General features: G+C 63.5%; 15 protein-coding genes. 7 read left to right on the top strand and 8 right to left on the bottom strand.

Translation table 11 applies throughout. The features are described 5' to 3' along the window. Positions 1-45: 45 nt before the first annotated feature. From recC to recD, 3 genes are read left to right on the top strand one after another with little or no spacing between them, the layout of a single operon-like run. Entirely contained in the window at positions 46-3762 is a 3717-nt protein-coding gene (recC, locus tag HELO_RS02585) for an exodeoxyribonuclease V subunit gamma (protein ID WP_013331243.1), read from the top strand. Further along, a complete protein-coding gene (gene recB / locus HELO_RS02580; protein WP_013331242.1) occupies positions 3759-7814 on the top strand; it encodes an exodeoxyribonuclease V subunit beta in 4056 nt (1351 codons plus the stop codon). Before recC ends, recB begins: the two co-directional genes overlap by 4 nt. Continuing rightward, positions 7811-9997: an exodeoxyribonuclease V subunit alpha gene (gene recD, locus HELO_RS02575; RefSeq protein ID WP_013331241.1), complete on the top strand. Its 2187-nt coding sequence runs from the start codon at positions 7811-7813 to the stop codon at positions 9995-9997. Before recB ends, recD begins: the two co-directional genes overlap by 4 nt. Before the next feature lie 160 nt (positions 9998-10157). Here recD and HELO_RS02570 read toward each other — a convergent pair whose 3' ends face one another. Next, positions 10158-11885 carry an AIPR family protein gene (locus HELO_RS02570; RefSeq protein ID WP_109637303.1) on the bottom strand — a complete coding sequence of 576 codons (1728 nt, stop codon included), beginning with the start codon at positions 11883-11885 and terminating at the stop codon, positions 10158-10160. Between the two features lie 249 nt (positions 11886-12134). Beyond that, positions 12135-12476, bottom strand: a complete 342-nt coding sequence (locus HELO_RS02565; RefSeq protein WP_041601864.1) for a DUF427 domain-containing protein — start codon at positions 12474-12476, stop codon at positions 12135-12137. 199 nt (positions 12477-12675) lie between these two features. Between HELO_RS02565 and HELO_RS02560 the strand changes: the two genes are divergently transcribed. Together HELO_RS02560 and HELO_RS02555 are read left to right on the top strand one after the other, a co-directional pair. Beyond that, entirely contained in the window at positions 12676-13332 is a 657-nt protein-coding gene (locus HELO_RS02560; RefSeq protein ID WP_013331239.1) for a 5'-methylthioadenosine/S-adenosylhomocysteine nucleosidase, read from the top strand. 45 nt (positions 13333-13377) lie between these two features. Next, positions 13378-14373, top strand: a complete 996-nt coding sequence (locus tag HELO_RS02555) for an ion transporter (protein ID WP_013331238.1) — start codon at positions 13378-13380, stop codon at positions 14371-14373. A gap of 109 nt (positions 14374-14482) precedes the next feature. Here the strand turns inward: HELO_RS02555 and HELO_RS02550 are convergent, their stop codons facing one another. From HELO_RS02550 to HELO_RS02525, 6 genes are read right to left on the bottom strand one after another with little or no spacing between them, the layout of a single operon-like run. Continuing rightward, positions 14483-15712, bottom strand: a complete 1230-nt coding sequence (locus HELO_RS02550; RefSeq protein WP_013331237.1) for a four-carbon acid sugar kinase family protein — start codon at positions 15710-15712, stop codon at positions 14483-14485. Positions 15713-15714: 2 nt separating this feature from the next. Next, positions 15715-16971 carry a ribulose-bisphosphate carboxylase large subunit family protein gene (locus tag HELO_RS02545; RefSeq protein WP_013331236.1) on the bottom strand — a complete coding sequence of 419 codons (1257 nt, stop codon included), beginning with the start codon at positions 16969-16971 and terminating at the stop codon, positions 15715-15717. Next, a complete protein-coding gene (locus tag HELO_RS02540; protein WP_013331235.1) occupies positions 16968-17513 on the bottom strand; it encodes a VOC family protein in 546 nt (181 codons plus the stop codon). Before HELO_RS02540 ends, HELO_RS02545 begins: the two co-directional genes overlap by 4 nt. A 7-nt stretch (positions 17514-17520) precedes the next feature. Beyond that, complete coding sequence (locus tag HELO_RS02535; RefSeq protein WP_013331234.1) at positions 17521-18798, bottom strand: TRAP transporter large permease; 1278 nt, start codon at positions 18796-18798, stop codon at positions 17521-17523. Beyond that, complete coding sequence (locus HELO_RS02530) at positions 18795-19295, bottom strand: TRAP transporter small permease (RefSeq protein ID WP_013331233.1); 501 nt, start codon at positions 19293-19295, stop codon at positions 18795-18797. Before HELO_RS02530 ends, HELO_RS02535 begins: the two co-directional genes overlap by 4 nt. 20 nt (positions 19296-19315) lie before the next feature. Further along, a complete protein-coding gene (locus HELO_RS02525) occupies positions 19316-20326 on the bottom strand; it encodes a TRAP transporter substrate-binding protein (protein WP_013331232.1) in 1011 nt (336 codons plus the stop codon). Between the two features lie 127 nt (positions 20327-20453). On the opposite strand from HELO_RS02525, the gene HELO_RS02520 reads away from it, so the two are divergent. Both HELO_RS02520 and HELO_RS02510 read left to right on the top strand, forming a co-directional pair. After that, on the top strand, positions 20454-21476 hold the full coding sequence (locus HELO_RS02520) for a LacI family DNA-binding transcriptional regulator (protein WP_013331231.1): 1023 nt from the start codon (positions 20454-20456) through the stop codon (positions 21474-21476). A 350-nt stretch (positions 21477-21826) separates the two neighbouring features. Next, positions 21827-26653, top strand: a complete 4827-nt coding sequence (locus HELO_RS02510; protein ID WP_013331229.1) for an ExeM/NucH family extracellular endonuclease — start codon at positions 21827-21829, stop codon at positions 26651-26653. The last annotated feature ends 63 nt before the right edge of the window (positions 26654-26716 follow it).

The following is a 26716-nucleotide window of genomic DNA, read 5'->3' as shown; positions in this document are numbered from 1 at the left end:
TTTGCGGCACCATGAAGGCACGCTCGCCGCCGCGAAGGAACCGCCATGCTCGCCACATCCGACACCACCCTGCAACCCGGCTTCATGGTGGTGCATGGCAATCGCCTGGAGGACCTGCGCGACCTGGCGGTGACCTGGATGCGCAGCCATCCGCTGACGCCGCTGGAAGACGAGACCATCCTGGTGCAGAGCAACGGCATCAGTCAGTGGCTCAAGCTCGCCCTGGCCGCCGATGCTCCTCAGGGCAGCGGCGTGGCGGCGGCACTCGACGTCACCCTGCCGGCGCGCTTTCTGTGGCAGGCCTACCGCAGCGTGCTGGTGCATCGCGATGGCGAGGGTGCCGTGCCGCCGGAGTCGCCGCTCGACAAGCCCCGGCTGATCTGGCGGCTGATGCGCCTGCTGCCCGCCCTGCTCGACGACCCGCTGTTCGCGCCGCTGTCGCGCTTTCTGGCCGATGACGACGACCTGCGCAAGCGCCATCAGCTCGCCGAGCGCCTGGCCGACCTGTTCGACCAGTACCAGGTCTACCGCGCCGACTGGCTGGCCGCCTGGGCAGAGGGCCGCGACGAGCTCATCGACGCCCGCGGCCAGGCCCGGCCGCTCGACGAGGATCAACGCTGGCAGCCCGCCCTGTGGCGCTACCTGCGCGACGACATCGGCGCGGCGGGGCTGGCCACCAGCCGCGCCCTGGTGCACAGCCGCTTTCTCGAGGCCTGCAAGGAACTTACCCCCGAGACGCGTCCTCCCGGCCTGCCGCGCCGCGTCATGGTGTTCGGCATCTCCTCGCTGCCCCGCCAGACCCTCGAGGCCCTGGCCGCCATCGCCCGGGTCAGCCAGGTGATCCTCTGCGTGCACAATCCCTGTCGCCACTACTGGGCCGATATCATCGAGCACAAGGACCTGCTGCGTGCCGCCCGAAAGCGCCAGCAACGTCGCCCCGGCATGCCCATCGAACTGGACGACACCCAGTTGCATCTCCACGCCCAGCCGCTGCTGGCCGCCTGGGGCAAGCAGGGCCGCGACTACCTGCGCCTGCTCGACGAGTTCGACGACCAGGAAAGCTACCGGGCCCGCTTCGAGGCCGAGTCGCTGCGCATCGACCTGTTCGAGTCGCCGTTGGAACGCTGCGACGCGCCCGGCCTGCTCCAGCAGTTGCAGGACGACATCCTCGAACTGCGCCCCCCGAGCGAGAGCCGCGACACCTGGCCGGCGGTCGACCCGGAGCGCGACACCAGCCTGCGCTTCCATGTCGCCCATAGCGCCCTGCGCGAGGTCGAGATCCTCCATGATCAGTTGCTGGCTGCCTTCGACGCCGACCCCAGCCTCAAGCCCCGCGACATCCTGGTCATGGTGCCCGACATCGACACCTACACCGCCGCCGTCCAGGCGGTGTTCGGGCGATTGGCACCGGACGATCCGCGCCATATTCCCTTCACGCTCTCCGACCAGACCAGCCGCCACCGCCAACCGCTGCTGATCGCCCTGGAGGCGCTGCTGCACCTGCCCGAATCGCGGCTCAGCGTCGGCGAGCTGCTCGACCTGCTCGAAGTGCCCGCCCTGCGCCAGCGCTTCGGGCTCGACGCCGAGGCCCTGCCGGTACTGCGCCGCTGGATCGAAGGCGCCGGCATCCGCTGGGGGCTCAGCGCCGACCAGCGCGCCCGCCTCGACCTGCCCGACGGGCTCACCGCCAACACCTGGGCCTTCGGCCTGCGCCGCCTGCTGCTCGGCTACGCGGTGGGCGACAACGCCGACGGCCCCTGGCATGGCATCGAACCGTTCGGCGACATCGGCGGCCTGGAAGCCGCACTGGCCGGCCCGCTGGTGGATCTGCTCGACACCCTGGACACCCTCTGGCGGCGCCTGAGCGAGCCCGCCGACGTGGCCACCTGGTGCCAGCGACTCCGCGAGCTGCTCGCCGACTGCTTCAGCGCCGCCGACGAAGCCGACCTCAGCACCCTGACCCGGCTCGAGGAACTGCTCGACGAATGGCGCGACACCACCGAGGATGCCGGCCTCGAGGAGCCCCTGCCGCTCTCGGTGGTACGCGAACACTGGCTCGGCCAGATCGACGGCAACAACCTCTCGCAGCGCTTCCTGGCCGGCGCGGTGAACATCGCCACCCTGATGCCGATGCGCGCCATTCCCTTCCGCCACGTCTGCCTGCTGGGTATGAACGACGGCGACTACCCGCGCACCCAGCGCCCGCTGGACATCGACCTGATGGGCCACGACTACCGCCCCGGCGACCGCTCGCGCCGCGAGGACGACCGCTACCTGTTCCTCGAGGCGCTGCTCTCGGCACGCGAGCGGCTGATGATCAGTTGGGTCGGCCGCAGCATTCACGACAACGCCCTCCAGCCGCCCTCGGTACTGCTCGGCCAGTTGCGCGACCACCTCGCCGGCGGCTGGCGCCTGGCCGGGCACGCAGCGGATGAGCAGGATGACGGCGGCCAGGCGCTGCTCGACGCCCTGACCACCGAGCACCCGCTGCAGCCCTTCAGCCGCGACTACTTCCGCCAACCCAACCGCGCTGACGCCACCGCCACACAGGCTGCCGACAAGGGGCTGTTCACCTACGCCCATGAATGGCGGGCCATCCACACCGACCAGCCAGACGCGAATGAGCATCTTGAGCCTGGTTTTAACGCCGTATCGCCGAGCACAGCCAGCTTGCAATCCGTGCCGCCCTTGCCGGCAATGACCCAGGAAACCCCACTGACGCTCAAGCAACTCGGCGCCTTCCTCAAGGACCCGGTCAAGGCCTTCTTCAACACCCGCCTCGGTGTGTACCTCGAGCGCGAGGCTGCCGAAAGCCCCGACCACGAGCCCTTCGACCTCGACGGCCTGGCCCACTGGCAGCTCCAGAACGAACTGATCAGCGCCGGACGGCGCGCCGTGGAAGCCAGCGAACCGCCCATGCCCGTCGTCGACGAGACCCTGGCGCGGCTCGAACGCGAAGGCCGGCTGGCCATGGGCGGCTTCGCCCAGCGCATGCGCGAGGACCTCGTCGCGCCCCTGGACGATCTGTTCGCCAAATACGCCGAGCTGCTCGACGCCTGGCCCCACGCCCGGCCGATGCCGGCACCGGTCTCGCTCTCGCTGGACGCCGACGGCGGCGAACTGGCCGTGGAGGACTGGCTCGGCGAGCTGCGCGAGAACGACCAGGGCGAAACCTGCCGACTGCTGCTGCTCACCAGCAGCCTGATCATCAATCAGAGCAAATACAACTGGAAGCACTGGCTGACGCCCTGGGTCGAGCATCTGGCCGCCCAGATCGCCGTCGGCCCGGTGATCACCGAACTGCGCTCCCGGGCCGGCAAAGGCACGCTGTATCCACTGCCGGCAGACGAGGCCCGCGCCCGGCTGACCGCCATCGCCTCGGCCTGGCAGGCCGGCATGACCGCACCACTGCCGCTGGCCCGCGACACCGCCTTCGCCTGGATCGAGAAAGGCGGCGACGCCAGCGGGATCGAGCGCTACCTGGGCGACGTAGAGAAGGCCGAAGAAACCGACCTCAAGGCCGGCAAGGCCGCCGCCCAGACCCTGGAAGGCAATGACCACCAGGGTGGCGAACTCAGCCGCGACGCCTATCTGGCCCGCCAGTGGCGCGACTTCGACGAACTGGCCCGCCACCAGGCCGCCGGCCGACGCTTCGGCGAACTGGCCGAACGCCTCTACGGGCCGCTGCACTATGCGGTGAAGGTCACCCAGAAGCAGAAATCGGGCACCACGAAGCGCCAGCCGAGGGGAGACAAGTCATGAGCGAACACGCCCCCAACCTGGACCCGATTCACCTGCCGCTGCCCGGCAGCCGCCTGATCGAGGCCAGTGCCGGCACCGGCAAGACCTTCACCATCGCCCTGCTCTACCTGCGACTGGTGCTGGGACCGCGCGACGCCGACGACACCGCGGCCTTTCCCCGACCACTGACGCCACCGGAAATCCTGGTGGTGACCTTCACCAACGCCGCCACCCAGGAACTGCGCGAACGCATCCGCGCCCGGCTCGTCGAAGCCGCCGACGCCTTTCAGGCCGACACCAGCGCGGCGGGCAAAGGTAGCGGAGACGCCGAAGAGGCGTCTGGAACAGGCGCCGACAAAGCGCCCCCCGAAACCGGCGATCTCTTCGCCGAGCCACAGGGTTCGGCAGAGCCAGTGCCCGACAGCGCCTCCACCGCCGAGCGCCCCGCGGACCCGCTGCTCGCCCTGCGCGACAGCTACCCCCGGGAAAGCTGGCCGGCCTGCGCCCGCCGCCTGCGCCTGGCCGCCGAATGGATGGACGAAGCCGCCGTCTCCACCATCCACGCTTGGTGCCACCGCATGCTGCGCGAGCACGCCTTCGACAGCGGCAGCCTGTTCGCCCTGACCATGGAACTCGACCAGTCGGCGATGGATCAGGAAATTGCCCGGGACTACTGGCGAACCTTCTACTACGCCCTCGACCCCGAGGCCCTGGGCGTGATCACCAAGCACTGGGCCTCGCCGGACGCCCTCAACGAGGCCGTCGGCCGCCTGCGGGTCCACGCCGCCGCCCTGCCCGAGGCGCCACCGCCGGCCGAGACGCTGGCCAACGCCCGGGCCGAGCGCGAACGCATCCTCGGCGAACTCAAGGCCCCCTGGCCAACCTGGGTCGACGAACTGGAAGCGCTGCTCGAGGACGCCGCCGACCGCAAGGCATTCCATGGCCAGAAGCTCAACGCCAAGAACCGCGCCAACTGGCTCAACAAGCTGCGCGACTGGGCCAACGACCCCGAGGCCGTGACGCCCGACCTCACCGATGCCGCCTGGAAACGCCTGACGCCGGAGGGCCTGGCCGAGATCTGGAAGGAAGGCCCGCCGCCGACGCATCCCGCCCTGGACGCCCTGGCCGAACTGCGCGACCGTCTGGCCGAGCTGCCCGAGCCCTTCGCCGACCTGCTCTCCCACGCCGTGCACTGGATGGCCCGGCGCCGCGAGACGGTCCAGCGCCGCCGCGCCGAGCTTGGCCCCGACGACCTGCTGCACCGGCTCGATGCAGCCTTCCAGGGCGAAGCCGGCGACACCCTCGCCTCGCGCATCCGCGCCCAGTTCCCGGTGGCGCTGGTCGACGAGTTCCAGGACACCGACCCGGTGCAGTACCGGCTGTTCGACCACGTCTATCGACTGGCCGAGAACCGTGGCGTCGTTGATGACAGTGAAAAGAGCGCCGTGCTGCTGATCGGCGACCCCAAGCAGGCCATCTACGCCTTCCGCGGCGCCGATATCCACACCTATCTCGAGGCCCGGCGCGACACCGCCGGTCGCCACGTCACCCTCGGCACCAACTTCCGCTCCGCCGCCAACATGGTCGCCGCGGTCAACCGCGTCTTCGAACACGCCGAGGCAAACAACGAAGCCGGCGCTTTCCTGTTCCGTAAAAAGCAATCTGAATCACTGGATCAATCGGCGAGCGGAATGGAGCACGAGGCGCACGGCGCACAGGAAGCGAGACATAACGAGCGGTTAGGCGAGCTTTCGAGCACCGCGCAACGAAGTGATCCATCTGCGCAGCCATTCAGCCAGGGATTCAGCAACCCTGTTCCCTTTCAGCCCGTCAGCGCCAAGGGACGCAAGGACTCACTGACCCGCGACGGCGCGCCCCAGGCGGCCCTGACCCTCTGGCACCTCGATTCCGAGACGCCGCTGTCGAAATCCGCTTACCTGCGGGAGCTGGCCTCGCGCTGCGCCAGCCAGATGGCCGCGCTGCTCCGTGAAGGCCAGGCCGGCCGAACCGGCTTCACCGAGGGCGAGGATTTCCGCCCGCTGGCGCCATCGGATCTCGCCGTGCTGGTCAACAACGCCGGCGAGGCGCGCGCCATCCGTCGCGCACTGCTCGAGCGCGGCGTGCGCAGCGTCTACCTCTCCGACAAGGAAGGCGTGTACGAGACCGAAGCCGCCGCCGAGCTGGAATTGTGGCTGGCCGCCTGTGCCGCGCCCGACGACGATCGCGCCCTGCGCGCCGCCCTGGCCAGCCCCAGCCTCGGCCTGACGCTGGCCGAGCTGGACGCCATGAGCGGCGGCAACCAGCAGGACGAGCTGGCCTGGGAAGCGCGGGTGATGCAGTTCCGCGACTACCATCGCCAATGGCGACAGCGCGGCGTACTGCCGATGCTGCACCGGCTGCTGGCCGACTTCAGCGTGCCCGGCCGGCTGCTGACGGTGCCGGAAGGCGAGCGAAGACTCACTGACTTGCTGCACCTCGGCGAACTGCTCCAGCAAGCCAGCAGCGAACTCGACGGCGAACACGCCCTGCTGCGCCACCTGCGCGAAGCCATCGCCCGACCGCAGGAGCAGGGCGAGGCCCATCGCCTGCGTCTGGAAAGCGACGCCGATCTCGTCCAGGTCGTCACTATCCACAAGTCCAAGGGGCTCGAGTACCCGCTGGTCTTCCTGCCCTTCATCGCCGCCGCCCGGCCGACAAAGAAAACCGACCTGCCGCTGCGCTGGCACGATGACGAGGGCCGGCTGCACCTCTCCCTGGAAGCCGACGAGGCAATACGCGAGCGCGCCGATCACGAACGACTCAGCGAAGACATGCGCAAGCTCTACGTCGCCCTGACCCGGGCACGGCATGCCACCTGGCTCGGCCTCGCCCCGCTGGAAGGCCTCGAGCACTCGGCCATCGGCCGGCTCGTCGCCAGCGGCCAACCGCTGCCTCCCGAGGCCCTGCGCCCCGCGCTGGAAGCCCTCGGCGACGCGGCTCATGATAGTACTCCGAGCGGCACCACGGGTGGCACGGTCGTCGTCAGTGACGCTCCCGAAGCGGACACCACGCCCGTGCCGCCGGACAACGACGAGGCACCGCTGGCCCCGGCACGCCGCCCGCAACGCACCATCCGCGAACACTGGTGGATCGCCAGCTACTCGGCGCTGGGTTATTCAAGCCATAGTGATTCAGCCATGGGCAGCGACGACTCGGCACCCGCATCGCGCAGCGAGCCCACCACGCCCAGCGAGGAAAGCGCCCGCGAGGTCCACGACGAGCCCCGCGACAGCGGCGCCATGCCTGTCAACAAAGAGCCGGCGAGCGAGGGCTCACTCCATGCCTTTCCACGCGGCCCCTCGGCGGGCACATTTTTGCACGGCCTGCTGGAATGGGCCGGCCAGCACGGCTTCTCCCGGGTCGCCGAGGACGCCCCACTACGCGACGAAACCCTGGCCCGTCGCGCCAACCGACGCGGCTGGGAGAACCAGATTCCCGCCCTCGCCGAATGGCTGCCCAGCCTGTTGAGCGCCGAACTGCCGGTTCCGAACAGCCCAGCGGAAACGACGACGGACGACACCCCGCTGCGCCTCGACCGGCTCGAGAGCTACAAGATCGAGATGGAATTCTGGCTGGCCGCCCACCGGGTCGACACCCGCCGACTGGACGCCCTCGTAAGCACTCACACACTCGGCGGAAGGCCCCGGCCGGCGCTCGACCCCGACCGGCTCAACGGCATGCTCAAGGGTTTCATCGACCTGGTGGCGGAACACCAGGGGCGCTATTACGTGCTCGACTGGAAGTCCAACCACCTGGGGGCGGACGACGCCGCCTACTCGCCCGAGGCCATGATTGATGCGGTGCTCGAGAAACGCTACGACGTGCAGTACTGCCTGTACCTGCTGGCCCTGCACCGGCTGCTCAGTTCCCGCCTGCCGGACTACGACATCGACCGCCACCTGGGCGGCGCGCTCTACGTCTTCCTGCGCGGCACCCGCTCGCCCTCGCGCGGCGTGCATGCCGAGCGCCCATCCCGCGAACTGATCGAAGGGCTCGACGCCCTGTTCCGCGACGCCGAGGAGACCGCCGCATGACGCCGGATATCACGACTGTTTCCCCCGAGCGCGCCCTCGACGATCACGAAGCGCTGTTCGCCCTGCTCGAGCGCTGGGTGGCGCGCGGCTGGCTGCGCTCGCTCGACCGCGCCTTCGCCGATTTCCTGCGTCGCGAGGTAAGTGAGGCCTCACCCGCGCTGCTGCTGGCCGCGGCACTCGCCAGCCACCAGCTCGGGCGCGGGCATGTCTGCCTCGACCTCGCCCTCACCCTGGAAACACCGGACCTCGCCCTCTCGCTACCCCCCGAGGGCGACAGCCTGGAGGAACCGCCGCCGCTGCCCAGCCAGGTGATGGCCGGGCTCGATGTCGCCACCTGGCGCGCCGCCCTGCACCAGCCCGAGCTGGTCGGCGACGGCCCCGGCGCCACGCCCCTGGTGCTCGACGGCGACGCCGAACGGCCCCGGCTGTATATGCGCCGCTACTGGCAACACGAGCAGGATATCCACAGCCGGATCTCAACACGGCTCACGATCGATGAAACGACCGTGGAAGCCGCCAGCCTGCGGCCGCTGCTCGACACCCTCTTTGTGCCTCGTGACGCGCAACCCGCCCCGCCGCTCGACTGGCAGAAGACCGCCTGCGCCCTGGCCACGCGTTCGCGCTTCGCGGTGATCACTGGCGGCCCCGGCACCGGCAAGACCACCACCGTGGTACGCCTGCTCGCCCTGCTCCAGGCCCTCACCCTGGGCGCCGGCGAGCCCGCCCTGCGCATCCGCCTCGCCGCGCCCACCGGCAAGGCCGCCGCCCGGCTCAACGAATCCATCTCCGGCCAGGTCGGCCAGTTGCCCTTCGACTCCCTGGCCAGTCAGGCCGGAATCGAGACGACACCGAGCGATGGCGAGACAAGCCCCGCCGCACGGCTCCACAAAGCCGTGCCGCAGGACGTTTCCACGCTGCACCGACTGCTCGGCTCACGCCCGGACACCCGCCGCTTCCGCCACGACCGCCATAACCCGCTGCCGCTCGACGTACTGGTGGTCGACGAAGCCTCGATGGTCGACGTGGGCATGATGGCCGCCCTGCTCGAAGCCCTGCCGCCCCACGCCCGGCTGGTCCTGCTCGGCGACAAGGACCAGCTTGCCTCGGTGGAAGCCGGCTCGATCCTCGGCGACCTCTGCGCCCGCGCCGATGGCGGCCACTACACCCCGGCCACCGCCGACTGGCTGAATGATGCCACCGGCCAGACGCTGCCCGGCGACTATCTCGACGCCGACGGCCAACCGCTCGACCAGAGCATCGCCATGCTGCGCGTCAGCCACCGCTTCACCGCCGACAGCGGCATCGGCCAACTGGCCGCCGCCATCAACGCCCCGCTCGATCGAGAGAACGAGCCCGCCGAGCAGCGCCGGGCGATTCAGCAGGCACTCAGCGCCGGCTTCGCCGATCTCTCGCACCTGAAGCTGCCCAAGGACGACGAACGCCGCCTGGCCCGCCTCGCGGTGACCGGCTATCCCGAAGGCTTTCCCAAGGCCGAGACAAGCGACGCAGCCGCCAGCAGAACGCCGCCGGTCGGTTACCAGCACTTCCTCTCGATCATGGCCGAGCAACGTCCAGCGGACGACGCCGATCACACGGCCTTCGACGACTGGGCCAGAAAAGTGCTCGAAGCCCACGGCCACTTCCAACTGCTGTGCGCCCTGCGGCGTGGCCCCTGGGGCGTGGAAGGCCTGAACGAACGCGTGCGCCAGGCACTGGAAAAGGAAGGACTGATCGACAGCCAGGACGGCCGCCAGCTCTGGTACCCCGGCCGCCCTGTCCTGGTGACCAAGAACGACTACGGCCTCGGGCTGATGAACGGCGACATCGGCATCACCCTCGCCATGCCCCGCCCCGACGCCAACTCAAGCGACAACAACCCGCGCCTGCTGCGCGTCGCCTTCCCCGCCGGCGACGGCAGCGACCGCATCAAATGGGTACTGCCCTCACGCCTGCAAGCCGTGGAAACCGTGTTCGCCATGACCGTACACAAATCCCAGGGCTCGGAATTCACCCACGCCGCCCTGGTACTCCCCGACGCCCCCAACCCGATTCTCACAAGAGAACTCGTCTACACCGGCATCACCCGCGCCCGCCACTGGCTCACGCTCGTGGAAACCGGCCGAGGGCAGCTACTGGACGCCGCGCAGCGGAGAGTGATGCGGGTGAGTGGGTTGGGGAGTTGATGGACACAACCTATAGCAGGTTGCAATAGAAGACTGCTTTCGGCCATGAGCGGACGTTAAGCCAGAGCAGATATAACGCTGCAAGCATGCGCGGCTTTGTCGTGAAGGCGTCGCCGTGCCTGGCCTTGTTATACCCCATGACCTGTGCCGCACAATGCTTTCAACCTTCCTGCTTGCTAGGAAAGAGCCTCTTATTAAACTCGTCCACTACACTTTCACTTCTAATATAATCACGAATCTTTTCCCGAGATGTTGCGCCTGCTTCAGCCGTCAGGTTTTCAAGATGACCTACAGCTTCCTCAATGTGACCTACAAACCTTTCGTTATTATCTAATATCGAAATAACAGAATTCCTAACCTTTTTTTGTGATCTTGACGGCGCGTCCAAAATATCTGGAGTTCTCCAATAACTCTTTATTAATGCATATAAGGCATAAAATTTAAAAATAACTCGAGACCTATCAACTTTTCCAGAGCGGATTAAATAGTCAAATTTATATAACGCAAATGCAGCCAAGTGATAAAGCTCAACATTATGACTTTCGGAAAAAATTTTCCTTGAGAACTCTTTTCGAATTCCTCTATGGTCTCGAGCGGCTCGGTGAGGCTGATAGAAAAACATCGCCGCAGCTGCCTTCATCAAGTCCGAGGGTCGAAAAATCCGAGTTCGCTCTATTGAAGTATCTCGATATTGATTATCCCTTCGCTCAATATATATCCGAGAGGACATATTCTGAGAAGCGCAGTATTCCTCAAGGTCCTTCATAAATGGCAGCATCGCCCAGAACTGGTCCTCCCTGACTTCGTTCTGACGGTTAGTTCCAACTATAATATTAGAAACAAAATCAGGGTCTCTGCAGCCGATTAAGCGTAATGGAACAGAAATATTCTCCGCCTTATCTCTAATGTGGGCTAAAATATTTGCAGTTTGACAGCCGTTAACAATTTGATAATCTTCTAGGCTAAAGGTGTCGCCCTTTCGGTCTATACTTTTTGCGACAATCGTAACTCCATTATTTTTAAACACAAAAGAAGCATTGTCTCCATGCTCCAACTCGTAAATTATTGACTTATTTATTTCTGAGTTGGGGTTGAAATCCCTTACATTATCGTAAAATAGCGCTCTGTTTACATGGCGGGTGCCCTCTTGGTCCTCCTCTCCAAGTGCTATTTCTAATATCTCTGATGCAGACACATATCCAATGTGAGCCTCATCAACTTTATCATGAGCCGGCATGGTTATAGATTTTTGGAAATTTAATTTTGCAGATGATGAGTTAGTGGCTGAACGAAATCCAGTTTGAATAGTTTTTGCACCGACACATTCGATATGTACGTCATCAAATATGTTCAATTCAAGCAACCTTGCTTTGTTTGTTTCAATTAACCTCCTAATGACATCAGACGCTTGACCGGTTCCTGTCGTACAGTAATAGCACCTCAGCGAGGGACTCGTTTTGGCTGCGCTTTCATATATTGCATCTTTCACTTCTGCCAAACTTACCAACTGCTCTCCCTCAATTAATTTTTGATCAGAGAAGAAGTCATACACAGCATCCAGAAATTTCGAAACATCCCCATAGTCCAAGCTGCTTGATATTTTTGACTGATAAAAATGGAACTCAGAGTTATGATTTTTTCCATGAGAAAGAATTTCAATTGCTTCATCAATATCTGAGCACAAAGTTCCTTGAACTGAGATTGCAACGCCATCAACACCAAACTCATCCCCTCGCAAATGAGCTTTAAAGGGGTCAATATTTTCACCAAGGATCCCATTTTCCAATGAAAAAATTGACATTACTTCAAAAAAATCGGAATCGTTCAAATGTTCATTAGGGTTCATCTCCTTGAAGTTCTGGAGCTGCGCCTTAATAATGGGGTTCATAGCCAAAATTCATCCTCTCTTTTACTCGAAATAAAATCTTACCAGCTAGGTAGCGAATTGCCAGCTTGTATAATAGGAATTAGATAGCACGCACGTTTTTCACTTTAACGAGTGTGCGAGTACAATGTTCTCATACTTCACCCTTAATCCGCTGGCTTTAATGAACATTTTCATCGAGACTGCTATATATCACCAATGAGCACACATATTGCCTTTTCCAGTATGGCCGCTTTGGGTCGATAGCGGACGTCACTCCACAAGCTCCGTCATTTTATTCGAGTCAAAAGCCAGCCGGCCGGCGATGGCGCTCATCTCATCGATGGGGTGGTCATAGCTCCAGGCGATATCCAGGAGGTCGGGTAATGAGTAGTAGGTGCTGTCGCCCTTGTCGGGGCAGTGGGTCACGGCGGTGGAGGTGGTGGGCTTCGACATATCCACATCGGATCGCGGCAGATATTGCCGCTGTGGATAGTCTTTCTCGCGCAGCTCAATGACGTCGCTGGTATCGGCGAGCAGGGTATCGCGATGGTATATCTGCACCCTGCGTGTATGCGGGTGTAAATTGATGCGGGGGGTGGTGTAATTGGCCATCGGCAGTCTCTTGCTGGTTGGCTTCTTCATCAGCCTAGAAGGTGGGATACAGAATGTCACCGTTTGGCGACACTTTCGATTCAACCATTGATCTACGCAGGACACCCGAACCAATACCAGCCAGGCTATTTCAGCGCTTGGCGCCAACGCCCCCGCCCGCCATGATGGTGTCGTTCATGGACTGCGGGAGACTCTCGGGATGAGCAATACACCACGCACACCGGCACCGCTGACGAACCTGGGCGGTCGCTCCGTTCTCTTCGTGATGGCAGCGGATGCTGAATATGGCCCGCATCTCAGGGAGCGTTTCGTTCCCTTCATGACCGGCGTGGGGCCGGTCGAGGCGGCGGTGGAGCTCACCGCCGCGTTGGCCGATCTGCAGGCACGCGGGCGGCTGCCGGATCTGGTGGTGTCGCTGGGCTCGGCGGGCAGCCGGGAGCTGGAGCAGACCGAGGTCTATCAGGCGACGTCGGTTGCCTACCGCGATATGGACGCTTCACCGCTGGGCTTCGAACCGGGCGTCACGCCCTTTCTCGACCTGCCAGCCACCCTCCCCTTGCCGCTGCGCATTCCCGGGATTCGCGAGGCGACGCTGTCGACCGGCGCCGATATCGTTTCGGGCGCGGCCTACGATGCCATCGACGCCGACATGGTGGACATGGAGAGCTACGCCTGCCTGCGCGCCTGCACGCGTTTCGGCGTGCCGCTGGTTGTGCTGCGCGGCATCTCGGACGGCAAGGCGGAGCTGCACCACGTCGACGACTGGACAGAGTATCTCCACGTCATCGACGAGAAGCTGGCCGATGCCGTGGATCGGTTGGGCGAGGCGATCGGCCAGGAGCTACTGACGCGCTAGGCTGGGAGGGGAAGGACGTTCCGCCACCGCATAAGGAGAGGAAAGATGCCCGCCACCCGCACGACCTCGCCCGCCCTGGAACGGGCCCACCTGGTGTGGGATCTGTTCATCATCGTGCTGGTGATCGCCAACCTGGCGCTGCTGCTGTTCGACAGCCTCTTCCTGCTGCCGCCGCTGAACGCCGCCTTCGAGACCGTGGCACCCGGTCTGCACGGCGCCTACGACGAGCACATCCATGCCAATTTCCTCACTATCGACCTGGCATTCGTGGCCATCTTCCTGCTCGACGTGCTGCTGGGCTGGGCAGTGGCCATCGCCGAGCGGCATTACCACCGCTGGTTCTTCTATCCCTTCGTGCACTGGTACGACGTGCTCGGCTGCATCCCGCTCGGCGGCTTCCGGCTGCTGCGTATCCTGCGCGTCATCTCGCTGCTGCACCGCCTGCAACGCATGGGCCTGATCGACGTGCGCCGCTGGTACCTCTATAGCGTGGTCGCCAAGTACTACGACATCCTGCTGGAGGAGCTTACCGACCGTATCGCCATCCGTATGCTCGACAACGTGCAACAGGAGCTGCGCGCCGGCGACGGGCTCTCGGCACCGGTGATCGAGCGCGTGGTGGAGCCTCGCAAGCAGGCGCTGATCCGCGAGATCAGCCAGCGGCTGGAGGGCATGGCGGGAGACACCTACACACACAACCGCGACGACATCCTGCGCTATGTACGCGGGCTGGTCGGCCGCACCCTGTCGGAGAGCCCGGAGTTCAAGCGGATTACGCGCCTGCCGTTGGGTGGCCAACTGGCCCGGGGGCTTGAAGCCTCGCTCTCCGACCTGGCCTGCCATCTGGTCGACGAGGCCCTGGCAGGCCTGAAATCGACGGAATTCTCCACCCTGGTGGAGCAACTGGCCGAGAGCGGTTTCGATGCCTGGCTGCACACCGACCCGCAGACCGAACAGATCACCGAGCAGGTGCTGGTGGACATGCTGGAGCTGCTCAAGGAGCAGATCGCGGTCAAGGGCTGGCAGCACAAGTATGAGTGAGAGACGGCCGACACCGAGCGGCTCGACCGTTGCAGCGCCCCCTATGGATGATTAACCCGGCAAGAACTCATGCCGGGTTAATCATGGCCTCAGCTTGTGAAACACCACGCTAACCAAAGACATCGCTCACCAGGTAGTCGAATAAATCCGGCCGCCCTACCTGCCCGCCTTTCAAGACAACCGGCAGCCGCCGACCTTCTCCAAAATCGGCCATGCAAAGTGAAACGCCCGGGTCGATATCGCCACTGAACGCCATCGAAAGAGGGCCAAGAGCTCGGATGATGGCACTGGAGGTGTCACCACCGGCAACGACCAGGGCACCAAGCCGGGAGTGTTGAGCGATGGTCCGGACGAGTGCGGCCGAGCGCTGCGCAAGATCGCGAGGCGTTCCGGGGGAGGTACTGTCATCGAGATGGATCATCACGTTTTCCCCGCTCTGCAGCGCCGTATCGATAGCCGCGATGAGGTCTTCGAGGTCGCAGGAATCGGTAAGCCGAGCCGGAGCCAGGGCAACACCTCGATAAGCGGTGGCCCGGTGGACCTGTTCGGCACTGACTGAAGAGCGGCTGCCAACAAAGGCCAGAACGGGACCGGACGACTCGACGCGTCCTGGAGCACGGCGAGGCCCCGCGCCGACCACGGCCTCGGCGACGCTGCTGGCTCCAGCGCAGAGCACCGGGGTGCTGGCCCGCAGGTAGGCTCCCACGCGATCGATATCCTGCCCGTCGACGGCGTCGAAAAGCGTGCTGCCTTCCGGATCAGGCAGGCGCAGATCATCGTGACGTTGCAGAGTGACGCGATCGACGAGGACCGGCGGCGTTCCGTCGAGTGAAGCGATGTGCTGCAACAGGTCGCTCTCGGTCATGGGGGTCACCGGATGGGACTTCATGACCGGGTGCCGGTCGATCCGATATACCCGCCCATCCGCTGCGCGGGCGAATAGATGACCGAAGACACAGTAACGACCGAGGCTGGGCTGGCCACCGAGGATGGCCCGGGTTCGAATCTCGAGAGCATCGCCCAGGAGCTGCATGGCGAGAGCGAAGTTACCCGTCTGCGGCGCGCTGTCGAAGGTCGAGCAAATCTTGAGGTGCACGACCTCTGGCCGATGCGGCAACAGCCTGTGGCCTATCGACTGCATTAGCGACGTCATTTCCGCCTTACTCAGGGCGCGGGCCTCGGTGGCAATGCCGAAGGCATCGAGGCCCTCGGTATCGCTGGGCCCGGGCACGTCCAGAAAGAGTCGCACCGCGAGTCCCGCTCGAGCCAGCGTTGCCAAGGTGTCCGTCGCGCCAGTGAAATCATCGGCAACGAATACGTAGCGTGTAGAGGGTGTCACGGTCAGCGGCTCCCGAAGCTATCGAGCGCGCGAGCAAGCGCCGGGGAACGTTTGGCGTGTTGGCGCAAGTCTTCCCCCGCCGTCACCGCCTCCCATGCGGCCCGCAGGCTTTCCACCCCGGCTCGGGGGCCTTCGGGGTGTGCGAGGATACCGCCACCGGCGAGGAACAGGAAGTCCTGGCTTCCGCCGATTCGTGCGTGAGTCGAGGGCAGCGTGCCGGCCCACTGGCCCGAGGAAAATACCGGCAGTACTCGATCGTCCTCGCTACCGAGCGGCGTCAGGCAACGACGCGCGGCCAAGGCGACTTCGTCTGTGGCATCGGCGAACTTGCCACCCATTCCATGCACGTGAAGATGATCTGCCCCGGCGAGCCGGTAGAGCGTCTGCCACGCTGGAAACGCGATCCCGTGTGCGGGATGCCGGCCGAAGGCGCCCGAGCCATTGCGATGCCCATGGAGGCAAAGTGGCGTGTGCTGCCGCAGCGCCTGGATAGCGGACAGACCGCACCAGTTGAGGGAAGCCATGACGCAGTTGCCCCCCTGCGCCAGCACGTGGTCGGCGTGGCGACGCATCGCATCGAGTTCATCAGTGATGTTGAAGGCAACCATGACCTCCTTGCCCGTCCGCTCACGATGATCACGTACCACCTTCATCACGGAGTCGACCCGCTCTTTTACCGGCGCGCAGGCTGGATTGCCGACGATCTCGTCATCCTTGATAAAATCGACGCCAGCCTCGCAAAGAGATTGCACCAGGCGCGCGATATCCGCCGGACTCATACCAATATTTGGCTTGATGATCGTGCCGAAGAGCGGCCGCTCATGAACGTCAAGGCAACGTCGCGTCCCTTCGATACCCATGGCCGGAAGGGGGTAACGCGCGCGATACTCGGGGCGCAGTGTCACGTCGAGAAGCTTGAGTGCGGTGACTTCGCCCAGGTCGAACAAATTCCCCGCCACCACGGCAGCAAGCGTGGGCAGATTCACGCCCACATTGTCTTCGGGATAAGCAATCTCGACCTCGGCACGTCGCCAGGGTCCCGTGACTCCCTTGCGCTCCAGATAGGCACTGGCCAGTGTCGGGCAATCAGACTCCCCCAGCACGGTCAGGCGTTGTACCCGGGCTCCATGCCGCTCGCGCAGCTCGTCGGTCTCGCCAGGCACACGCACGAAGGTGCCGGCGCTCTGCTCACCGGCCATCATCGCCGCAACTGACTCGGGATCCAGCGGTGTCTCAAGCAGGTAGCGGGCATGAATCACGGCGTGGTCTCCGTCAGCGAGGGGAAGGGGCGTACCGGGTCGCGCCCATCCCAATCGATGCTGGCCTGACGAATCATCTCGAACATGCGCCCCTTCGGCCCCTTGACCTCGGAGAGCTCGATCACCGTGCCCGGATGTGCCTCGCGATCAAAGTAGGCAAAGCGGCCATTGGCGCCAACCTGGCCTTCCATCTGTACCTTGAAGCCAAGCTCGAGCATTCGGGCCAGGTCGGTATCGAAGTCCTCGGTCCAGTAAGCCACGTGCTGGAGACCCATATTTCCCGCCCGCATGAAATCGCGATACATCGAGGGTGCATCATTACGGGTCTGAATCAGCTCGACCTGAATGAAACCGGAATTGGCCAACGCCACAGAATTCTCGACCTCGAAGGGCTCGCCGCCATAATGGTAGCCCTCGATCGGTACACGCGGGTTGTAGAAAAAGGGACCGACGCCCATCACCCGCGACCAGTGGTCCATGGCGGCCTCGATATCGGGTACGACATACCCTAGCTGCCGGATTTCCCCCAAGAATCTACTCATTGCGACCTCACTGCATGATTAGGTTGGGCAGCCAGGTGGAAAAACCCGGGAACAGGGTCACCACAACCAGCGCCACGAAAAGCGGAAGGTAAAAAGGCAGGACACCACGCACGACCTCGCCGAACTCCATCCGCGTGATGATCGAAACCATGTAGAGACTCATGCCGATAGGCGGCGTCAGTAGCCCGATCATCAGATTGAGCACAAAGATCACCCCCAACTGCTCTGCCGGGACACCTGCCATCATCAGGGTCGGAGCAACGATGGGCGCGATGATCAGGATGGCGGCGATGGATTCGAGAAACATCCCGGCCACCAGCAGCAGCACATTGAGGATCAACAGCAGTACCAACGGGTCGGTCGATATGCTCAACAACCACTGCCCCGCCATGGCGGGTACGCCTCCGATGGTCAATACCCAGGCGAAAAGCGCGGCGGTAGCCACGATAAAGAGAATGTTCGCGCTGGCTTCCACGCTTTCACGTGCGGCGGTGAAGAACCGCTGCACCGTCAAGCTCCGGTAGAAGAGGATGCCAATGACGACGGAATAGGCCACGATCACACCCGCCACTTCGGTCGGGCCGAATACCCCACTCAGCAGCCCCGCAATCATCAGTACGGGAGCCAGGAGTGCGGGCAGGGAGATCGTGAACTTGCGGCCGATCTCCGACGCGGAGGGACGATGGGTATCGCGCGGCAGGTTGCCCCGACGCGCCATGATGGCGATCTGCACCATGAGGGCAGCCGTCACGATCAGCGCGGGCACCACCCCTGCCAGCAGCGCACGCACGGCCGATACTTCGGCGGCACTGGCGAAGATGATGAGTGGGATCGAGGGTGGGAAGATTGGCCCGATGGTCGCGGCCGCAATCGTGGTGCCCGCAGCGAAGCGCCGCATATAGCCCTGCGCTTCCATCATCTTGATCTGGATCCCGCCAAGCGCCCCGATATCGGCCAGCGCCGCGCCGGACATACCGGAAAAGATCAGGCTGACCAGTACGTTGACCTGTGCAACGCCGCCTCGGAGGCGTCCGACGAACAGGCGTGTCAGCTCGAATAGGTGACTCGTCACGCCCGTAGCGCTCAGCAAAGACGCGGCGAAGATGAAAAGCGGAACCGCCAACAGCGGCGTGGAGTCGAGCGCGTTCACGCTGCGCTGCGCCACGACAGCAAACGGCAGGTCGTGAAGCAGAATGGTGATAACCGACGATACGCCAAGGCAGACGGCTATCGGTATGCCAAGGATCAGTCCAGCAGCGAACAGCACCAGGAGGGTAAGCGTCATGATGGCTCTTTCCCCCCTAGCAGTATCAGGGCCCGCGTCACGGCGATAGCCCCGAGCAGGGCTATGCCGATAACGGCGGGCATATAGAAGATCAAGTTGGGCAGTTCCAGGGCCGGAGTGCGGAAACGCGCCGCACGCTCGAGGAAAGCGGAAAAGGCCACCAGACTGAGCCCGGCGAATGTCGCCACGGCCAGCTCGGAGAAAGCCAGTACCGCCATACGCCAACGCCCCTTGAGCCGGTTGGGCAATATTTCGACGGCGATATGCGCACTGCGATCGAGCAGGTACGGAATGGTCAGGTAAACCAGCGCGATGCCGAACCATCGTGCCAGTTCATCCGCCCAGTGCAGGCCAATGGAAAACGCATTACGCATCACGACCTGGCCCGCCACCAATACCGCAATGGCAATCAACAACATGACCGAGAGCCATAGTCCCGCTCGCGCCATTCTGCTGAGTGCCGCACGCGCTGAAACCAGCCAACCGATCTCTGACATGATGCCCCCGACGTGTCGCCTTACTCGATCGCTTCTACCTGCGAATAGAACTCGCCATACTGGTCAGCGAACTCTTCCATCACCCGAGCCTCGACCGAGGTACGGAAGGCCTCGATGTCCAGTCCCTCATCAGGGCCGATGATGGTCATGCCCTGCTCTCGCAGCGTCTCGGTATCTTCCCGTTCGGACTCGAGTACGTATTGAGTGGCTCGCTCACGCACGTCATCGGCGGCAGTCTGAAGGGCAGACTGGTGCTCGTCGGAAAGCCCCTGCCAGACCCCTTCGTTGATCAGTACCATTTCGGCGGCAATGATGTGGCCCGTCTCCATCATGTGGCTCTGCACCTCATGCAGTTTGTGAGATACCGCCACGTTCACCGGATTTTCCTGGCCCGATACCACTCCGGTCGCCAGGGCCGTGGGAACTTCCGACCAGTCAACAGGGACCGGCACCGCACCGAGCCCCTCGACCGCCGCCATGTAAATGGGGAATGGAATCGAACGGATCTTCACTCCATCCAGGTCATCGGGGTGCGTCACGGGGCGATCCGCAGTCAGGTTGCGCGAGCCGAAATAGAAGCCATAAAGGACACGAACGCCGGCGGCGTCCACCAGCTCTTCATTGAGCCGAGTCATGAGCGGTGACGAGGTATCCACCACGCTCATGAGGTGGTCCACATCGCGGTATAAATAGGGGGTATCAAAGGCAGCAAAAGGCGGGTGAAGCGACCCGATGGCACCTGCAGTATTGTGCGACAGGGCAATAGTGCCGGTCGAAACGCCCTCGGCAAGCTCCTGCAACTTGCCAAGCTGTGAGGAAGGGAAAACCTGGACTGCGATATCGCCGTCGGTTTTCTCCTTGATTGCATCGGCCAGCCATTCGGCCTGCTTGCCGGCAATAGAATTGGGCGCATTCATATGCCCATAGCGCAGCGTGATGTCCTGTGCCTGCGCCCCACTTACGAGACCGGCGGCCATGACGACGCCGGCTAATGTGTGGCGTAGCGTGAGTCTTTTACCGAGAGTCTTCATCGTTGTTTTCTCCTCTCCCATGATGGGTTTTGATTGCCACTCTTTACAGAGTCGCTTCATAACCGCATATTTCGAAGACTAGGGTTCTACAGTATGCAGGTACAGGATTAATTCATGATGGTTTTTGATGTCTTCTGAAAAGCGTCGGCCATTGCCCACGATCACCGATGTCGCGCGCAAGGCCGGAACGTCAACCGCGACGGTAGACCGGGTGCTGAACCGTCGAGCCGCCGTGCGCGAAAACACGATGCGTCGAGTCCTCGACGCAGCACTGGCGCTGGGATATCTCCATACCGGTCAGGTAGAAGCGCTGCGTGAGCCGGAACCGATCAAGCTGGCACTCCTCCTGCCACGTGGCACCAATCCTTATCTTGCACTGGTCAACGAGAAGGCACGTGCCTTCATCGAGCACCATCACCGCGATGCCCGCGTGAAGAGCTTTTTCATTGACGGGTTCGACCCTGATGAGCTGTCCCACTCCATCCGGCGTCACGGCAAGACGGCAGACGGTGTGATCTTCATGGCCATCGACCATCCCTCGGTGCGGATGGCAACAAACGAGTTAGTGGCAGCAGGCAAGAAAGTCATTACCTTTATTTCCGACATTTCCACTTCACGACGGCATGCCTATGTCGGCATTGATAACTTTGCCGCAGGGCGAACGGCGGCACTTCTGCTCGGCCGTTTCACTGGCCATGTACCGGGGCGTGTAGCACTCATCGCCGCCAGTCGTATCTACCGAGCTCATCTTGAACGCGAAGTGGGTTTTCTCGGGCTGATTGAAGAGCGTTTTCCTCACATTGCGGTCAGTGCCACCCGCGAAGGACACGATGATCGCAAGCAGAATTATGAACACACCCGCCGGCTGCTCGAGAAACATCCTGATATCACCGGTATTTACAACGTCGGCGGATCCTCCGATGGCATCGGACGAGCACTACAGGAAAGCGGGCGGGCCCAGGAGGTGACCTTCATCGGCCATGGACTCACGCATGACACTCGGGCGATGCTCGCCGACGGCACCATGGACGCAGTGATCACACAAAACCCTGACCGCCTTTTTGAAGCAGCGGTAGCTGCCGCCATGGGAAAGGAGGGTACCCAGGTCCCGATGGAACTCTATGTGGCGGAAAACCTGCCACAGGAGTGATCACACTTCCCACGTTACTCCGAGAGGTCACCCAGACTGGCCGAGAGCGGTTTCGATGCCTGGCTGCATACCGACCCGCAGACCGAACAGATCACCGAGCAGGTGCTGGTGGACATGCTGGAGCTGCTCAAGGAGCAGATCGCGGTCAAGGGCTGGCAGCACAAGTATGAGTGAGGGCCCCGGATATGCCCTCGGCGGGATGACCTCTGAACACACGTCATGAGCCTTCGATGACGTGCTTCTTTTGAAACATCATGTATTTGCAACAGGCATATAATATTTACCGCCTAGGTTCGGGCTTCTGATTCACTATTTGTGTCTTCCACACACAACAAGGAAGAAGCCCGCTCATGTCGCTGTTCTCTCGTTTTGCCACGCCCTATCGCTTTCATGACGATGTCTCGACGGCTGCCCTGGGTGGTGGCGCATCCTGGCATGCACAGTCCATGCTGGGCAGTCTTTTTGATCGCATCGATGACTTCCTGGATGACCTGTTCGATTGGATTGGTCACGACCCGGACGACGGCGGAACGACAGAACCCGCGGCACCGACCATCGGGCTCAGTAACGACGCGACGATGCGGCTACCGCTCGATGGCGACGGAGATATGATCCGTGGCGTGATCGGCGATCCCACCGACCCGGCGCTGACCGACGGCATAGCCCTCGATATTGCCGACGCCGACACCCCACGCGACGACCTGACGGTCACCGTCGAGAGCAGCGATGAAAGCATCGCAAGGGCCGTGCTGGACAACGGCGACGTGCTGCGCATCGCCCCGGTGAACGCCGGCAACGCCACGATCACGGTGACCGTGAGCGATGGCGAGAGCGAAAGCCGCTACACACTCGACTACGCCGCCGCCGATGGCACCGAGACCAACAACGCCGCCCGCTTCCATACCGGCACGTCCGACACTTCCGCGGCAATCGCCATCGGCAACGGGCTGGTCCTGGTCGGCGACGACGAGGGCCAGACACTGCGCCTCTACGACCACGACCGTTCCGGCGCCCCACTCAAGAGTTTCGACCTCAATGAGTCGCTGGGGCTCGAGGCAGGCGACGAGATCGACATCGAGTCGGTCGTCGACGCCGGCAACGGCACCTACTTCTGGCTCGGCTCGCTCGCCAGCAGCGAGCGCTCGACAGTCTTTGCAACCCGCATCACGGGGGAGAACTCCCGTTCACTACAGGTCGACGTGACCGGACAATTCGATGGCCTCGACCTAGCGATCATGGAATGGGCCGAGCAGCATCGCCCGGACGTCGACTTCGGCAGCTTCGAGGTCGAAGGGGCGACATATGCCGACGATACGCTCTTCCTCGGCCTGCGTGCCCCCATCGACAGCGATGGCCGCGCACTGGTGCTGCCGGTAACCAACGTCGACGAGTTGATGGCCGCCGGCAACGCGGACGAGGCTCAGTTCGGCACAGCGATCGGGCTCGACCTCGACGGTCGTACCATCCGTGATATCAAGGCGATCGGTGACGGCACCTATCTGATCAGCGCCGGTCCAGCCAATGCCGGGGACGACGATGGCGACGACAGCAACGACGACTTCCAGCTCTACCGCTGGGACGGCGCGCACAAGGCAATGCCGGTCGAGGGGGCCGACCTCAACACCAATGCCGAGGCCACCGACGGTACCGCCGAGACACTGAGCAACATCCAGGTCGACGCGAACGGCTCCGTCAGCGTCGACGTCGCGTATGACAACGGCACCGCGGACTGGTCGGAGAGCGCGACCGAATCCAAGGATCTGGACGACGATATCCAGACCTTCACCTCTTCCACGGTCACCTTCGATGCGCTGCCCGACCTCGCGCCGCAGGCCGGAGACGTCGCACTGACGATGATCGACCAGGCTGCCGACACCTTCAGCTTCGTCGCACTCGCCGCGATCACGCCGGGTGCCCCCCTGACCTTGCAGAGCGGCGACAGCCGCGTCACCTGGACCGCACCGGAGGATGGCCTGTCGGCCGGCAGCGTGATCGATGCCGAGGCGAACGCGGCCCAGTTCGACGGCGACCTGAACCTCTCGCTGGCCGACGGCGTGACGATCGCCAACGCCGACGGCGACACGCTCTACCGGCTGGGCAACGGCTCCGACGCCGATCTATCGCTGCCCGCCGATGCCGAGGCGTGGCAATACGCCGGCATCACCCACGGCTCCACGGAAGCCCTGCGCGGTAGCCTGAACGACACCGATGCCTGGCAACCCGGCAACGGCAACACCGCCGATTTCGTCGTCGATACCGGCCACGCTCCGCTAGGCGATCCTGAGCCGCAGGACCTCGGCATCGCCGTCAGCGAGATCTGGCCCGGCCAGTCCGACAGCGATATCACCGAGGACTGGTTCGAGATCACCAACACCGGCGATGAGACGCTCGACTTCGGCCAGACCCCGCTCTATTACGACGATGACAGCGCCAATCCGGAAGAGGCGGCACAGGTGCAAGGCCTGACGACGCTGGCACCCGGTGCCACCGCGATCGTGATGGTCGATGGCGATGCACAAGCCGTCGAGGCGTTTCGCCAGGCGTGGGGGGCGAACAGTGACTTAGACGGCGTCGAGGTCGGTTATACCGGCGATGCGGCGGGTCTGAGCGGCGGCGGTGATCAAGTCACGCTGTGGCTCGGCGAGCCGGGCCGCGACACGCTGGCCGCGATGGCGGCCTATCCGGATACCGACGCCAATGACGCCGCCTCCTGGGACGTGACTCAACAGCGCTTCACCACGCTGGAAGACGGTGGGGTCGAGAGCGAAGCGCTCGGCGGCGACGATGATGCCACCCCTGCCGTCGCCACCCCGGGCCGGGTGACCGGCAACGCGGGCGGCGAGGTCGGTCAGGGTGGCCTGCTGATCTCCGAATACGTCGAGGGCAGCGGCTACAACAAGGCGATCGAACTGACCAACACCGGCGCCGATGCCCTCTCGCTCGACGGGTATCAGCTCTCGCTCTACTCCAATGGCAACCAGAGTGCCACCAGCAGCGCCGACCTCGGCAACCTCACGGCAAACGGCGAGCTGGCTGCCGGCGAAACGCTGGTAGTGACCTCTTCGCAGACCGAAGACCCCGAACTGATCGCACGCAGCGATGCCACCAGCGACGTGATCAACTTCAATGGCAACGACGCACTGACGCTGACCGATGCCGAGGGCTCCCTGATCGATGTCATCGGCACGGTGGGCAACGACGACAGCTTCGCCCAGGACGTCACCCTGCGCCGCGATGCGAGCATCACAACCGGCAGCGACACCTTCGATGCCAGCCAGTGGCAACAACTGCCGCAGGACACCTTCGACGGTCTCGGGCTCCCCGGCGCCGAAACCGGCGCCGCCGAGGGGGGCGATGATGGCAGTGGCGATGGTGGCGACACCCCGACGCCGCCGAGCGAGACCACGCTGATCTCCCAGGTACAGGGGGCCGGCATGGTCAGCCCGCTCGAGGGAGAACAGGTCACGCTCGATGCCATCGTCACCCTGGCCAGCCAGGACGGCCTGAGCGGGTTCTTCATCCAGGAAGAGGACGCCGATCAAGATGGCGACGCCCAGACGTCGGAGGGGCTCTTCGTCTATGCACCGGATGCCACCGACGTCGCGGTCGGCGATCAGATCCGTATCTCCGGTACCGTTACCCAGTACGAAGGCAAGACCGAACTCACCGACATCAGCGCGTTGCAGGTCGAGGCTCGGGGGCAGGCGCTGCCCTCGGTGACCGAGGTCGAATTGCCGATCGCCGACAAGTCGACGCTCTCCGCCTACGAGGGTATGCGTGTCGCGGTCAGCGGCGAGAACGACTCCGCTCTGACGGTCACCGATACCTATGAACTCGGCCGCTACGGGACGGTAACGCTCTCTTCCGGGGGGCGGCTCGAGCAGTACACCGAGAACCATGCACCGGATCAGGCCGGCTACCAGCAGTGGCTGAACGAGAGCGAGAGCCGTTCCATCGTGCTCGACGACGCCAGCAACGCCCAGAATCCGCAGGACGTGATCTTCGGCCGCAACGGTGAACCGCTTTCGGCGGCTAACCCTCTGCGTGGCGGTGACACACTCGATCAGGCCACCGGCGTGCTCGATTTCAACTATCAGCAGTGGCGTATCCAGAGCCAGGAGGGGCAGGACTTCCAGGCCACCAACGAACGCAGCGATGCTCCGGATGTCCAGGCCCTGGGCGATGCCTCGCTCAAGGTCGCCTCGTTCAACGTGCTCAACTACTTCACCACGCTGGACGAGAACGGCAACAGCGTCGTCACACCGGCAGGCACCGAACACGATCCGCGCGGCGCCAACAGTTCACTCGAACTGACCCGCCAGCAGGACAAGATCGTCAGCGCCATCAACGGCAGCGACGCCGACATCGTCGGGCTGATGGAGATCGAGAATAACGGTTACGGCGACGACAGCGCCATCGCCCACCTGGTCGAAGCGCTGAATGCCGATGACGCCGACGCCGGCTGGGCCTATGTCACGCCGACCGATGCAGAGGGCAATACCGTCGCACCGGGCAGCGACGCCATCGCCGTGGGCATGATCTACAAGAGCACCAGCGTCACGCCGGAAGGGCACGCTGCGGTAGACGCAAGCGGCGTGTTCGAGACCGGCAACCGACCGCCGATGCTGCAGACCTTCCGCGAGGATGCCAGCGGCGAGACCTTCTCGGTTGCAGTCAACCACTTCAAGTCCAAGGGCAGCGTGATCAATGGTCAGGAGGCGATCGGCGACGGCCAGGGCAATAACAACCCGATCCGTGTCGAGGCCGCCAAGCAGCTCGCCGACTGGGTCGCCAGCGACCCCACCGATAGCGGTGACAGCGACACCCTGCTGATCGGCGACTTCAACAGCTATGCCAATGAAGACCCGATCACTGCGCTGGAAGACGACGGCTATACCCTGCTCGACGACGACTACTCCTACAGCTACGACGGCCAGTGGGGTTCGCTGGATCATGCCCTGGCCAGCGAGTCGATGAACGCTCAGGTCACTGGCACCACCACGTGGCACATCAACGCCGACGAACCGACATCGTTCGACTACAACACCGAGTACAAATCCGACGATCAGGTCGATGCCTACTACGACGATGGCCCGTACCGAGCCTCGGACCATGATCCGATCGTGGTCGGCGTGGACCTCGGCAACAGCGCCGATGGCACCACGCTGGCGGGATAAACGAACGGGGCGGTGAGCATGTGCCACCGCCCTTTTATCACCGCGAGGCTTTCTCTTTCTTTG

Origin of the sequence: Halomonas elongata DSM 2581, assembly GCF_000196875.2 — a bacterium.
GTDB lineage: Bacteria > Pseudomonadota > Gammaproteobacteria > Pseudomonadales > Halomonadaceae > Halomonas > Halomonas elongata.
Note: the sequence above shows the minus strand (reverse complement) of the source record. Positions and strands in the feature narration are given on the sequence as shown.

Excerpts from the sequence above, each read along its gene's own strand:
- recC (WP_013331243.1), top strand. The coding sequence starts at position 46 with ATGCTCGCCACATCCGACACCACCCTGCAACCCGGCTTCATGGTGGTG.
- recB (WP_013331242.1), top strand. The coding sequence starts at position 3,759 with ATGAGCGAACACGCCCCCAACCTGGACCCGATTCACCTGCCGCTGCCC.
- recD (WP_013331241.1), top strand. The coding sequence starts at position 7,811 with ATGACGCCGGATATCACGACTGTTTCCCCCGAGCGCGCCCTCGACGAT.
- HELO_RS02570 (WP_109637303.1), bottom strand. The coding sequence starts at position 11,885 with ATGAACCCCATTATTAAGGCGCAGCTCCAGAACTTCAAGGAGATGAAC.
- HELO_RS02565 (WP_041601864.1), bottom strand. The coding sequence starts at position 12,476 with ATGGCCAATTACACCACCCCCCGCATCAATTTACACCCGCATACACGC.
- HELO_RS02560 (WP_013331239.1), top strand. The coding sequence starts at position 12,676 with ATGAGCAATACACCACGCACACCGGCACCGCTGACGAACCTGGGCGGT.
- HELO_RS02555 (WP_013331238.1), top strand. The coding sequence starts at position 13,378 with ATGCCCGCCACCCGCACGACCTCGCCCGCCCTGGAACGGGCCCACCTG.
- HELO_RS02540 (WP_013331235.1), bottom strand. The coding sequence starts at position 17,513 with ATGAGTAGATTCTTGGGGGAAATCCGGCAGCTAGGGTATGTCGTACCC.
- HELO_RS02535 (WP_013331234.1), bottom strand. The coding sequence starts at position 18,798 with ATGACGCTTACCCTCCTGGTGCTGTTCGCTGCTGGACTGATCCTTGGC.
- HELO_RS02530 (WP_013331233.1), bottom strand. The coding sequence starts at position 19,295 with ATGTCAGAGATCGGTTGGCTGGTTTCAGCGCGTGCGGCACTCAGCAGA.
- HELO_RS02525 (WP_013331232.1), bottom strand. The coding sequence starts at position 20,326 with ATGAAGACTCTCGGTAAAAGACTCACGCTACGCCACACATTAGCCGGC.
- HELO_RS02520 (WP_013331231.1), top strand. The coding sequence starts at position 20,454 with ATGTCTTCTGAAAAGCGTCGGCCATTGCCCACGATCACCGATGTCGCG.
- HELO_RS02510 (WP_013331229.1), top strand. The coding sequence starts at position 21,827 with ATGTCGCTGTTCTCTCGTTTTGCCACGCCCTATCGCTTTCATGACGAT.